The organism is Aeromonas sp. R7-1, assembly GCF_040908115.1.
Taxonomy (GTDB): Bacteria; Pseudomonadota; Gammaproteobacteria; order Enterobacterales; family Aeromonadaceae; genus Aeromonas; species Aeromonas caviae.
This window is the reverse complement of record NZ_JBFODD010000059.1, coordinates 1-12,117: the sequence shown is the minus strand read 5'-3', so window position 1 is coordinate 12,117 and position 12,117 is coordinate 1. Positions and strand designations below refer to the sequence as shown.

The following is a 12,117-nucleotide window of genomic DNA, read 5'->3' as shown; positions in this document are numbered from 1 at the left end:
AAAAGGGCAAACGGAGGAGAAGAGGGGTGCGCGCCTGCATGATGGATCAGTGGCCGTAGCGCTCGGCCCAGGCCGCTTCCAGCCGGGTCTGCCAGCTGGGGTGGGGCTCTGCCACTCCCTTGAAGCGCAATGCCGGACGGGTCTGGCCTGGCAGCGCCTCCTGGCGCAGCACGCTGGGATCCCCCCAGAAGGCGGGGTCGCTCTTGCGCGCCTGGGCGGCGGGGCTCAGCAGGAAGTTGACCACCACCTTGGCCCCGGCCCGGGCGGAGGCATTGAAGGGGATGGCGAGGAAATGGCTGTTGGTGAGCGCCCCTTTCTTCATGGCGATGGCATGGACGGTGGGGGGCAGGGTGGCGTTTTGCACCGAACTCTGGGCTTCCCCCGGGTTGAAGCTGATGGCCATGGCCAGCTCGCCGTCATCGAGCAACTGCCTGGTTTCGGCGGCGCCGGTGGGGAAGAGCCTGCCCTTTCGCCAGAGCGCGGGGTGAAGCTGGTCGAGCCAGGCCCAGAGCGGGGCGGTGATGCGAAGGAAGTCGGCATCGGTCGCCTCCCGATAGAGGGGCGCCGGATCCGGTGTCAGCTCCAGCAGGATCTGCTTGAGAAAGCTCGAGCCGTGAAACTGGGGAGGCTTGGGGTAGGTGAAGCGGCCGGGGTGAGCCTTGGCCCAGGCCAGCAGGGCGGCCGCCGAGGTGGGAGGTGCGTCTACCTGGTCGCCATCCACCATCAGATTGAGCTGGCCTATGCCCCAGGGGGCCTCCAGCCCCTCTACCGGCACGGTGAAGTCTTCACTCACCGGCAGGGCGGTGTCCACCAGGGCCATGTTGGGCAGCTCGTCGGTAAAGGGGGCCCCCAGCAGCCCCTGCTCCTTGAGCGCCTTGAAGTTCTCGCCGTTGACCCAGAGCAGGTCGATGGGGCCGTTCGACGTCTTGCCAGCCTGCTTGCCGGCCAGCAACTGGCTCACGCTCTGGGCGATGTCATCCACCTTCACCTGCACCAGCTCGACCTGGTACTGGCGAGCGATCTCCTGCCTGGCCCACACCAGGTAGGCGTTGATCTCGGGGCTGCCCCCCCAGGCGTTGAAGTAGACGGTCTGCCCCCTGGCGGCCAGCAGGGTCTGCTGCCACGATGCGTCATTGGCGTGGAGCGAGGAGGTCAGCAGCAGGGGGACAGCGGCCATCAGGGGACGGAGCAGGGCGCGAAGTCGGGTCGTGAACATGATGGTTGCCTCGTCAGAGTCAGGCGCCGCGGCGCCAGCGGTGATAACGGGCCAGCAGCGCCAGCAGGCGCCCGGGCTGGCGGGCACGGCGCCAGGCGCCAGCCACGTACTTGTTCCCCTCCATCAGGGTGGGGTAGGGGTGAACGGTGGCGAGGATCTTGCCAAGTCCCAGGCGGTGGCGCATGGCGAGGGCAAACTCGGCGATCCGCTCGCCAGCGTGAGCACCCACTATGGTGGCCCCGAGTATCCTGTCACGACCCGGCACCGTCAGCACCTCGACAAAGCCCCCTGACTCGCCGTCGGCGATGGCTCTGTCCAGCTCGGCCATCTCGAAGCGGGTCGACTCGAAGGGGATGCCTCGGGCCCGAGCCTCTTTCTGGTTGAGGCCGACCCGGGCTATCTCCGGACTGGTATAGGTGGCCGCCGGCATGACCCTGTAGTCTGCCCGAAAGCGCCTGAACTGGCCAAAAAGGGCGTTGATGGCGGCATACCAGGCCTGATGGGCGGCAAAATGGGTGAACTGGTAGGGGCCGGCAACGTCCCCCACCGCCAGGATGCTGGGGTAGTTGGTGGCGAGGAAGCCGTCGATGGCCAGGGTGCCGCCGGGGGCCAGTTCAACCCCCAGCGCCTCCAGCCCGAAACCGCTCACGTTGGCCTCCCGGCCAAGGGCCAGCAGCAGCTGGTCCCCCTCAACCACCAGCGTCTCGTCCCCCCGGCGCAGGTACAGCCGGATGGGCAGGTTGGCGCCTTTACCGTCCATATACCCGGCCGAGGTAGCCTGCCAGCCGAGGTGCAGGGTGACGCCGTCGTGCTCCAGCTGCGCGGCCAGGGCCCCGGCGACGTCCCTATCTTCCCGGGGCAGCAGCTGAGGGCCTTGCTCCACCAGGGTGACGGGGATACCGAGCAGGGCCAGGCTCTGGGCCAGCTCGCAGCCGATGGGGCCTCCTCCCAGCACCAGCAGATGGCGGGGGGGCTCGCGCAGTCGCTGCCAGAGGGTGTCGGAGGTGAGGTAGGGAACCCTGTCCAGCCCCGGCAGTGCGGGCACCCGGGGGCGGGCGCCGGTGGCGATCACAATATGACGGCTGGTCAGGCGCTTGCCGTTGACCTCCACCTCCCAGGGGGAGGTGACTCGCGCCCGCCCCTGGATGCACTCCACCCCAAGTCCTTCATAGCGCGCCACCGAGTCGTGGGGTTCGACCTCCTCGATGACCCGGGCGACCCGCGCCATCACGGCGGCGAAGTCGGCGCGGCTCTGGCTCGGGGTAAAACCAAGCTCTGTGGCCTTGCGCTGTTCAATGGCAAAGCGGGCGCTTCGGATCAGCGCCTTGGAGGGGACGCAGCCGGTATGGAGGCAATCCCCCCCCATCCTGTGCTGCTCGATGAGGGCCACTCTGGCTTTCACCGCGGCGGCGATGTAGCTGGTGACCAGACCTCCGGCACCGGCGCCTATCACCAGCAGGTTGTAGTCAAAACGCGCCGGCTTGCGGTAGGGGGCGTGCAACCGGTAGAGGGCGAGACGGCGCTGCAAGGCACGCATCAGCCAGGGCATCAGGCCGAGCAGGGTCAGGGCGGCCAGCAGGCCGGGGGAGAAGAGGTTGCCTGTGCTGGTGAGGGTAGCCAGCTCGCTTCCCGCCAGCACGTAGACGAGGGTGCCCGGCAGCATGCCGAGCTGGCTGACCCAGTAGTAGGTGCTGACTCTGATGGGGGTGAGCCCCATCACCAGGTTGACCAGAAAGAAGGGGAAGAGGGGGATGAGGCGCAGGCTCAGCAGATAGAAGGCCCCCTCCTTTTGCATGCCGGCCTGAACGCTCGCCAGCTTGTCGCCAAAGCGCGTCTCGACCCAGTCCCGCAGCAGGAAGCGGGCACTGAGAAAGGCCAGGGTGGCGCCGAGGGAGCTGGCAAAGGAGACCAGCAAGAGCCCCCACAGGATGCCGAAGACGGCGCTGCCCGCCAGGGTGAGCAGGGCCGCCCCCGGCAGGGAGAGGGCGGTGGTGAGCACATAGATCACCAGAAACAGCACGCTGGCTGCGACAACATGGCGGTCGACCCAAAGGGCCAGGCGCTCCTGATGAGCCTGCAACTGGGTGAGGCTCAGATAGTGGTCAAGGTCGAGGGCAAAGAAGGTGCCGACCAGGGCCCCCATCGCCAGCAACAGTAGCAGGCGTGCCTGGTTCATCCCTGCCCCTTGTCGAGGGGGCGCTCGGGTTGCACCGGCAACTGGCAGAACCCCTGGGGAGCGATGTCGAGAGCGGCATTGAACTTGGCGGACATGTTCTGGAAGGCGATGAGGCCGGTGAGCTCCACCAGGGCGTCGTCATCGAACCAGGGCTTGAGGCGGGCGGCCTGCTCGTCGCTCACGCCATCCAGCCCGGTCATGGCCTCGGCATAGTCCAGCACGGCCCGCTCCCGCTCGTCGAACAAGGGGCTGTCGCGCCACCGGGCCAGCGCCTCCACCTTGTCGCTGGAGCCTGCCCGCTTGACGAGGGTCATGGCGTTGATGTCGACACAGAAACGACACCAGTTGAGCTGGGAGACCCGCACCGTCACCAGGGAGCGCAGCACGGGGTCGATGGGGGAGCGCTTGCGGTTGATGACGCCGTAGAGGGTGGCGACCGCGGCGAACAGCCTGGGGGAGCGCCCCCAGCACTTGCCCGGGATCAGCACCTGACCATAGTTGCGTTTCTGCAGCCAGAAGAAGGGGCGGATGAACCAGGCGTAGGCCCGGTCCGGTTTGACCTCAATGCGCATCTTGTTCCTCTTTGAGCTTCTCCATCTTGGGCTTGTAGGCCCCGCCCAGACGCTCGTTCAACCGATTCAGGAAATCGATGATCCGTGCCCGGTTGACCCCCAGATCGCTGCGCCCCTGGCGCGAGGCGGAGCGCATGTCGATACGGGTCTCTTTGGGCCCGGCAAAGACCCGCAGGGCCACGTCATCCTGAAACCCGAACCAGCCGGTGGTGACGACGGCATCGATACCCTCGCTGCCCGGATGAACCTGCCAGCCCAGCTCCGTCATCAGTTCCTCTGCTTCCGCGAGCACTTCGACCGGGGATGCCCGGGTATAGAGAGGACCGGGGTTGCCTGGAAATAGTTGCAGGGGCGGGGGGGAGATCGGGAGATCCTCCGGGCTTCTGAGCTGCTCGGCCCACTGGAGCCGTGGCGGATGGTAGGGATCCGTGCTGACGTCGTTGGTGAGGGGGGAGCGCAGCGCCTGGACGAGAAACAGCAGGGGCAACAGCAGGGGAGTGATGCCCCAGATATCCGGCCAGAGGTTGGTGGTGCGGCGATAACGCCAGGGCAGGCGCAGCAGCAGCACGAGGCTGAGGAGGGCGCTGGCGAGACAGAGGATGAAGCCGAGCCACCAGGGCCAGAGATGGGCGCGGCTGCCAAGGGCCCCGCAAAGGGGCAATAGCCAGGTCAGCAGCGGCCACCACAAAGAGCTGTGCATATGAGGGATCCACGGGACAGGATGGAACTATGCCCAGAAGGATAAACTTAATTGCCTGATAACGTTAGTAAATGATCATCAATCCCAGGCGTGCGGCTCAGAGAACCGATGGCCTCGTCGCCCTGGATCAGTTGCGATAGAGCACCTTGATGAGGTGGAAGCCGAACTTGGTGCGCACCGGCCCCAGCACGGTCAGCAGCTCCCCCTTGAACACGGCATCGTCGAAGGACTTGACCATGTCCCCCTTGGAGAACTCTCCCAGATCGCCGCCACGCTTGCCGGAAGGGCAGGTGGAGAAACGCTTGGCCATCTGGCTGAAATCGGCGCCCTTGGCGAGCTTCTCCTTGATCTCCAGACACTGTTTCTCGGTCTTGACCAGGATGTGCTGGGCACAGGCTTTTTTCATCGGAATACTCCTCGGCGAGGGGAAAGGGGGCGCAAGATTACTGCAATTGCGCCTCCACGTCAGCCCCTCGGGCGCGAGACCCGGCTCCGGGGGCCGGTGGCCAGGGGGACCCTGGCCCGGGATTGCCAGAGGATCTCCAGCCCCAGCAGGGCATAGAGGCTCCAGATGGCCAGGGGGTTGAGCCAGTTGCCCCCCATCTGCAGGGTGGCCAGGGCTGCGCTCACCAGCAGCAGGACTATGCCGGGCAGGCGCCAGTGGGCAGACAGGGGGGCGAGCAGGGCCATGCCCAGCAGCAGGGCCAGGCCAAAGGGCAGATTGAGCGCGGTGAAGGCGAGGGCCTGCTGGCCGTTCATGCCGGTCAGCAATGCCAGCAGGGCGCTGCAGCAGGCCAGGAAGGTGATGAACTCGAGTCGGTCGGCGATGTAGTCAGCCAGTTGTTCGCTACGTAGGTGCATGGGGTCTCTCCTGCGATGATTGGGATCAGTGTGGGACAGGCAGGAGCGCAGGGGCAGCGGGATAAATCGATTGAATTGAACGAAGCTTTAGTGCCATCTATTCAAGTGATTGATTTAAACTTATTTTCCTGTTCAATAGCAGGCAGGGTGGGGAAGAGGGCACGGAGCAAGTCGAGGGGGACGGGTTGACGAAACCCGTCGGATGCGGGGTGTCCGACAAGGGTTGTCGCGACGAGCCGGACCCTGCTGCCAGCCCAAGGCCGCCAGGGGAGATCCGGCGTGGCGGGGTCGGTGGTGGCGTTTTGTTCGCCCCTTGCCCGGATTGTGCGCAGTTTGGCTCCTCACACCCGGCTGGCTCCTTGCTGGGCCGAAGCGATCCCCGCACCGGGGGTGGCAGAGCGGCACGCAAAGGGGCCCCGAGCGTGGGATTTCGCCGTCGCGATTATGCTAGGATGAGCGGCACTCGCCCGGGATGAGTCTCGGTATCGTACTAAATAACACAATCTTTAAATCATGTTATTCGGGGAAACTGACGTTTGACAGGATGCTATCCTACTTTTCTCACCGGGAGCACTTCATCCGGGCGATCCCGTCGCCCCGGGCCCGGTCTCTTGCTGCTCGCCCTCGCTCTCTGGCTGATGGCGATGCCCGCCATGGCGGCCAAGTTGACCTACCAGATCAAGGGGGTCAGGGGAGAGCAGAAAGACAACGTCGAGGCCTACCTCAACGCCCTGCCCGTCTACCAGGAACGCCAGTACCGCCCCGCCCGCGCCAAGATCACCGAGAGCGTACAGAAGGCGCTGCAGGTCTATGGCTACTACCAGCCCAAGATCACCCTGAACCGCGACAAGAAGGCGCCCGCCAAGGTGGTGATCGAGATTGAGCGGGGGGAACCCGTGATCATCTCGCGCCTCGACATCCTGCTGGAAGGGGATGCGGGGAGCGACGAGGTGTACAGCGAGCTGCTGGACAAGCTGCCCCTGAAGGAGGGAGATCCCCTCAACCACGGCAAATATGAATCCATCAAGGCGGATCTCGGCAGTCTGGGGCTGGCCCGCGGCTATTTTGACGCCAAGATCAGCAAGAGCCAGGTCAAGGTTTTCCCGGAACAGGGCAAGGCGGAGATCTACATCCTGTTTCGCTCTGGCCCGCGCTACCATTTCGGCGAGATCCGCTATGACGCGACGCCGGAGGCACTGCACCTTATCCGCCCGCTCATCAACATCAAGAGCGGCGACCCCTATCTGGCGATCCGTCTGGCGGAGATGTCCCAGGATGTCTCCTCCACCAAGCTGTTCAAGCAGGTGGACATCAAACCCCTGATCAGCCAGGCCGAGGGCAACCGGGTGCCGGTGCAGGTGACCCTCTCCAACCGGGTCGATCACGAGATTGAGACCGGTATCGGTTATGCCACGGACGTGGGGCCGCGCCTGAGTGCCACCTGGGAGAAACCCTGGGTGAACCGCTATGGTCACCGCCTCTCCAGCACCGCCAAGATCTCGGCGCCGGAAGCGGAGCTCAGCTTCGACTACCAGATCCCGGTGGGCAACCCGCTGCGGGATTACTACTCCCTGCAGGCGGGCTATCAATACACCGACAACAACGACACCCGCTCCGATCTGGCCACCTTCGGGGTGCACCGCTGGACACGCCGACCGGAGAGCTGGGACAGAGACGTCTTTGTGCGCCTGGAGAACGAGCGCTACGTCCAGGGTCAGGACGAGGGGAACAGCCTGCTGCTGATCCCCGGTGTCTCCTGGTCACGGCTGCGGGTGCGCGGCGGTCTGGTGCCGGATTGGGGGGATCGCCAGCAACTGACGATGGAGTTCTCGAGCCCCTATTGGGGGTCCGACATCAGCTTCATGCGGGTGTGGGGGCGCAGCAAGTGGCTGCGCACCCTGGGCGAAGATCACCGTTTCCTGATGCGGGCCGAACAGGGGGCCATCGTCGGGGATGATTTCTCCCTGGTCCCCCCCTCCCTGCGCTTCTTCACCGGCGGCGATCAGACGGTCCGGGGCTACGGTTACGAGACCATTTCGCCACGGGGGGACGATGGCAAGCTGACCGGCGGGCGCTACGCCAGCGTCGGCAGCCTGGAGTACAACTACCGCTTCAGCGAGAAGTGGCTCGGCGCCCTGTTCGTGGACGCCGGGACCGCCACCGTCGACTACAGCGAGGCCTGGAAGATAGGCACCGGGGTCGGGGTGCGCTGGGTCACCCCCATCGGTCAGGTCAGGCTCGATCTGGCGGTGGGCATCTCCGAGGAGGACAAGCCGCTGCGGCTGCACTTCGCGCTGGGGCCGGAACTATGACCCGGCAACCAGGCGCACATCCTCTTCTTTCTCTTTTCTGGCCGCTGCGGCTGCTTTCCTTGCAGGGGTCTGCATCGTGATCTGGGTAAAACGCATTTTCTTGTGGCTCATGGGCCTCTTCTTCCTGCTGCTCATCGGCGTCAGCCTGCTGGGCTTCACCCATCAGGGCAACAAGTGGCTGTGGCAACAGGCCAGAGCCGCGCTGCCCTCCCTCAAGGGGGAGCTGGTGGCGGGGCAACTCGGGTATGGCTGGACCTTCGAAGGGGTTGGCTGGCAGGACGAGCTGGTGGATGTCACCGTGGAGCGGGCCGTGCTGGACTGGGATCTGGGCAAGCTCCTGCAGGGCAAGCTCTGGATCAAGACTCTGGCGGTGACTCGCCCCGTGGTCCGGGTGGCGGAGTCCGAGCCGGTGCCGGAAGAGCCGTCGGAGCCCTTCGTCTGGCATCCGTTGCCGCTCAAAATCCAGGTCGACAGCCTCAAGGTTGTCGATCTCGATGTGGCGGTGCCCGGCGTGACGATCACCCTCAAGGATCTGGATATTGGCGCCGCCCTGGATCGCGCCGGGCTCATCGTGCGCGGCCCCGTGTTCGATGGCCTGAACGTGGTGGTGGCACCGTCCCCGGTGGAGGCGGCCAGTGACAAGGGCGCCAAACCGGCGGATGAGAAAAGCGCCACCCTGGCGGCCGGCGAGGGCAAGGCTGCCCCCGGTGACAAGACGCAGGCCGCAAGCAAGCCCGAGCCCATGGTGCTGCCGGCGGTGCGACTGCCTTTCCCCATCCAGCTGGAGGGGCTGAAAGCCACGGCGTTCCGTTATCAGCAAGGTGAGCTGGTGGAGGGGCTAGACAACCTCTTGCTGTCGGCCACCGCCGAGGAGGAGCGCATCGACATCCGGGAGCTCTCCTTGCGCCATGCCATGGCGGATCTGGCCTTGCGTGGTCAGGTGCGCCTGCACGAGGATTACCCCCTCGCCCTGACTCTGGATGCTAAAGCGCGTCAAGGGCTGCTGGACGGGGAGCTCAAGGGGGAGCAGGTCAATCTCGTCCTGGACGGTTCTGTGGGCAAGCTTGGGCTGGCACTCAAGGCCAAGGGGCCGGTGGGCGCCAATCTCAAAGGATCCCTTGCGGCCCTCGACCCGGATCTGCCCTTCGATCTGGCGCTGGACTGGAAGAGCCTCTCCTGGCCCCTGCACAAGCCCGCCAAGGATGAGCCCAGCTATCGGCTGGACAAGGGCACCCTGAGCGCCAAGGGCAAGCTCTCCGGTTACCAGTTTGCGCTCAACACCGCCGGCAAGGGGACCGATGTGCCCCCCTTCAAGGTGGCGCTCTCGGGCAAGGGGGATCTCAACCAGCTGAGCCGTATCGAGCTGCTGCTGGGGGCCCTCAAGGGGGAGCTCAAGGTCGACGGCAAGCTGGCCTGGAGCAAGGGGGTCCAGTGGCAGGGGACGACCGAATTCAAGGGGATCAACCCGGCGGAGCTGGTGCCCGAGATCAAGGGGGCACTGGCGGGCAAGATCACCAGCCGCTTCGATCTGGATGAGGCGGGCCACTGGCAGCTGGCCCTGCCCGAGCTCAAGGTGGATGGCAAGCTCAACCAGTATCCCCTGGCCTTGCAGGGCAGGCTCAGCGGCAACGACAAGATGGAGTGGACCATCCCGGCCCTGGCGCTGCAAAGCGGCCCCAACCGGCTGCAGGCCAAAGGCTCGCTCACGACCCAGGCCTGGAAGCTGGATGCGGATCTGGATGCGCCCAAGCTTGGGGGTATCTACCCGGGTCTGGGAGGGGACATCAAGGGCCAGGTGCGCGTCACCGGCAACCAGCAGGCGCCGCGCGTGAATGCCGATCTGGTGTCGGGCCGACTCGCCTACGCGGGCACCGTCCTCAAGGAGACCGTCCTCAAGGCCAACGCCCTGGTCGGGGAGAAGCCCGCCGGTGAGGTGGCGGTGACGGTGGCGAGCCTGGCACAGGGGGAGACCAAGCTCTCGCAAATCGCCCTGAACCTGAGCGGCGATCTCGAGCGTCACGGGCTCACCTTGACCATGAAGGGGGATCCCCTGGCGGCAGACCTCAGCCTGAATGGCAGCCTGCGCGGTGACCACTGGCGTGGCGCCCTTGCCGAGCTGAAGCTCAAGACCCCCCTCAAGCGCTGGGCGCTGACCGCCCCCTGGTCTCTGGACCTGGATCTGCCGAAACAGCAGTTGACCATGGGGGATCTCTGCCTCGCGTCCCAGAAGGCCAGTCTCTGCGTCAAGGGGAGCCGGATAGCCCAGTCCCAGGGCAATCTGGAATTTGCCCTGAACGAATTTGATCTCAAGCGGCTGCGCCCCTGGTTGCCGGACAATTTCCGCTGGCAGGCGGTGCTGTCGGCCGACGGGCGCGCCAGCTGGCGCGGCAACCAGCCGACCCTGCACGCCACCGTGCGTACCACGCCTGGGACCTTCGTCGCCGACGAACTCAAGACCGACTACCAGCGCCTCGAGCTCGGGATCGATTTCGAGCGCCAGCAGGCCGCCATCCGGGTCGATTTCGCTTCCGAGCAGATCGGCAACATCGACACCGATCTGCTGATCCGGGATCCCGCTGGCCGCGGCAACCTCGGCGGTCAACTCAGGTTTGACGATCTGAAGCTGGCGACCTTTGCGCCCCTCATTCCCGAAGTGCGCTCCCTGCAAGGGGTCATCTCGGCGGATGCCCGCTTCGACGGTACCCTGGCTGCCCCCCTACTGTATGGCGAGCTGAACCTGAAGGAGGGGGAGGTTCAGACCCACTCCGACATGGTGACCCTCTCCAAGCTGGTGACCCGCCTCAAGATAGAAGGCAACCGGGCCGAACTCGACGGCTCCATGATGGTGGGCAAGGGCCCCCTGGTGCTGGGGGGCTGGCTGAGCTGGGCCCAGCAGCCGGTGACCGGCAGCCTCACCATTCAGGGCAAGGAGCTGGAGGCCCAGTACCCGGGCATGGGCCGGGTCAGGGTGACCCCTGACATCGCCATCTCTCTCGGGGAGGAGACCAGGGTGACCGGGCAGGTGGACATCCCCTGGTCGCGCATCCTGGTCAAGAGCCTGCCAGACAGCGCGGTAGCGGTCTCCGATGACGTCACCGTCATCTACGACGATCTGCCGCCGGTCCCCAAGGCGGCACCGCTGCCCATGGAGATCAGGCTCGCCATCCGGCTCGGGGACGACGTCCGCCTCGAAGCCATGGGACTCAAGACCAAGGTGGGAGGGGCCCTCAACATTCGCCAGGATCCCTCCAAGCCGCTCTCGGGCAACGGGCAACTGGAGCTCAGGGACGGGCGCTTCAAGGCCTATGGCCAGAACCTCATCATCAAGGAGGGGCGGATCCTCTTCTCCGGCCCCATCGATCAGCCCTATCTCAACATCGAGACCTATCGGGATCCGGATACCATCGAGGACAACGTGACCGTCGGGGTGCGGGTGACGGGGCCGGCTACCAAGCCGAAGATCACCGTCTATTCCGAGCCGCAGATGGCGCAGTCCGAACAGCTCTCCTATCTGTTGCGGGGCAAGGGATTGCAGACCAGCGGCGAGGATGGCGGCTTCAACGGCTTGCTGGTGGCGGGGGCCGTGAGCCAGGCGAGCGGCGTGGTCTCCAGCATCGGGGAGTCCCTCGGCATGAGCGACGTGGCCCTCGATACTGCAGGCAGTGGCGATGACACCCAGGTGACCCTGTCGGCCTACCTGCTGCCCGGCTTGCAGTTCCAGTACGGGGTCGGGGTGTTCAGCCCCATCGCCGAATTCAAGCTGCGCTACGAGCTGATGCCAAGGCTCTATCTGCAGGCCATGAGCGGGGTGGCCCAGGCGGTGGATATCTTCTATCGCTTCACCCTGTAAGGGGCGCGGATGACAAGACAGATGCCTGGGGAGACGTTTATCCCCCTCTGCCCGACCTGCTGATGACAGCTGTCGCCAGCAGGTTCGGGGTGAGAGCGTGCATATATTGACGGGAGGCTTGGCCTCCCGTTTTTTTGTAGAAGAAGGGGATTTGTGGAAGGCAGAAAAGCGAAAACCCGGCACAAGGCCGGGTTCTCTGAAAGATGGTGGAGGGAGAAGGATTCGAACCTTCGAAGGCAGAGCCGTCAGATTTACAGTCTGATCCCTTTGGCCGCTCGGGAACCCCTCCACGGGGTATTTTCCTGATTTTTCACTTACTTGACGCACTTGAATGGTGGAGGGAGAAGGATTCGAACCTTCGAAGGCAGAGCCGTCAGATTTACAGTCTGATCCCTTTGGCCGCTCGGGAACCCCTCCCCAAGTGCGAGGC

The 12,117-nt window shown here is 65.1% G+C and carries 8 protein-coding genes and 2 tRNA genes; 2 read left to right on the top strand and 8 right to left on the bottom strand.

Going from position 1 to position 12,117, the window contains the following annotated elements; translation table 11 throughout:
- Nucleotides 1-46: 46 nt before the first annotated feature.
- The 6 genes from AB5Y51_RS17530 to AB5Y51_RS17505 form a co-directional block, all read right to left on the bottom strand.
- Nucleotides 47-1,216 carry an ABC transporter substrate-binding protein gene (locus tag AB5Y51_RS17530; protein ID WP_368178834.1) on the bottom strand — a complete coding sequence of 390 codons (1,170 nt, stop codon included), beginning with the start codon at nucleotides 1,214-1,216 and terminating at the stop codon, nucleotides 47-49.
- Between the two features lie 19 nt (nucleotides 1,217-1,235).
- A complete protein-coding gene (locus tag AB5Y51_RS17525) occupies nucleotides 1,236-3,392 on the bottom strand; it encodes an FAD-dependent oxidoreductase (RefSeq protein ID WP_368178832.1) in 2,157 nt (718 codons plus the stop codon).
- Complete coding sequence (locus AB5Y51_RS17520; protein ID WP_039039829.1) at nucleotides 3,389-3,964, bottom strand: carboxymuconolactone decarboxylase family protein; 576 nt, start codon at nucleotides 3,962-3,964, stop codon at nucleotides 3,389-3,391. The genes AB5Y51_RS17525 and AB5Y51_RS17520 overlap by 4 nt, the downstream gene beginning before the upstream one ends.
- Nucleotides 3,954-4,664 carry a DUF1499 domain-containing protein gene (locus AB5Y51_RS17515; RefSeq protein WP_368178830.1) on the bottom strand — a complete coding sequence of 237 codons (711 nt, stop codon included), beginning with the start codon at nucleotides 4,662-4,664 and terminating at the stop codon, nucleotides 3,954-3,956. Before AB5Y51_RS17515 ends, AB5Y51_RS17520 begins: the two co-directional genes overlap by 11 nt.
- A gap of 127 nt (nucleotides 4,665-4,791) precedes the next feature.
- Nucleotides 4,792-5,070, bottom strand: coding sequence for a peptidylprolyl isomerase (locus AB5Y51_RS17510; protein ID WP_039039827.1), 279 nt, complete (start codon nucleotides 5,068-5,070; stop codon nucleotides 4,792-4,794).
- A 59-nt stretch (nucleotides 5,071-5,129) separates the two neighbouring features.
- On the bottom strand, nucleotides 5,130-5,525 hold the full coding sequence (locus AB5Y51_RS17505; RefSeq protein WP_042878109.1) for a hypothetical protein: 396 nt from the start codon (nucleotides 5,523-5,525) through the stop codon (nucleotides 5,130-5,132).
- 536 nt (nucleotides 5,526-6,061) lie between these two features.
- Here AB5Y51_RS17505 and AB5Y51_RS17500 point away from each other — a divergent pair.
- Both AB5Y51_RS17500 and AB5Y51_RS17495 read left to right on the top strand, forming a co-directional pair.
- On the top strand, nucleotides 6,062-7,837 hold the full coding sequence (locus tag AB5Y51_RS17500; protein WP_104452689.1) for an autotransporter assembly complex family protein: 1,776 nt from the start codon (nucleotides 6,062-6,064) through the stop codon (nucleotides 7,835-7,837).
- 76 nt (nucleotides 7,838-7,913) lie between these two features.
- A complete protein-coding gene (locus AB5Y51_RS17495; RefSeq protein WP_368178827.1) occupies nucleotides 7,914-11,687 on the top strand; it encodes a translocation/assembly module TamB domain-containing protein in 3,774 nt (1,257 codons plus the stop codon).
- A 204-nt stretch (nucleotides 11,688-11,891) separates the two neighbouring features.
- On the opposite strand, the gene AB5Y51_RS17490 is transcribed toward AB5Y51_RS17495, so the two are convergent.
- Both AB5Y51_RS17490 and AB5Y51_RS17485 read right to left on the bottom strand, forming a co-directional pair.
- Nucleotides 11,892-11,976, bottom strand: a tRNA-Tyr gene (locus tag AB5Y51_RS17490).
- A gap of 43 nt (nucleotides 11,977-12,019) precedes the next feature.
- Nucleotides 12,020-12,104, bottom strand: a tRNA-Tyr gene (locus tag AB5Y51_RS17485).
- Nucleotides 12,105-12,117 lie beyond the last annotated feature (13 nt).

Bases quoted from the DNA above. Each gene is read 5' to 3' on its own strand.
- AB5Y51_RS17510 (WP_039039827.1), bottom strand. From the start codon at position 5,070: ATGAAAAAAGCCTGTGCCCAGCACATCCTGGTCAAGACCGAGAAACAG.
- AB5Y51_RS17525 (WP_368178832.1), bottom strand. From the start codon at position 3,392: ATGAACCAGGCACGCCTGCTACTGTTGCTGGCGATGGGGGCCCTGGTC.
- AB5Y51_RS17515 (WP_368178830.1), bottom strand. From the start codon at position 4,664: ATGCACAGCTCTTTGTGGTGGCCGCTGCTGACCTGGCTATTGCCCCTT.
- AB5Y51_RS17520 (WP_039039829.1), bottom strand. From the start codon at position 3,964: ATGCGCATTGAGGTCAAACCGGACCGGGCCTACGCCTGGTTCATCCGC.
- AB5Y51_RS17505 (WP_042878109.1), bottom strand. From the start codon at position 5,525: ATGCACCTACGTAGCGAACAACTGGCTGACTACATCGCCGACCGACTC.
- AB5Y51_RS17530 (WP_368178834.1), bottom strand. From the start codon at position 1,216: ATGTTCACGACCCGACTTCGCGCCCTGCTCCGTCCCCTGATGGCCGCT.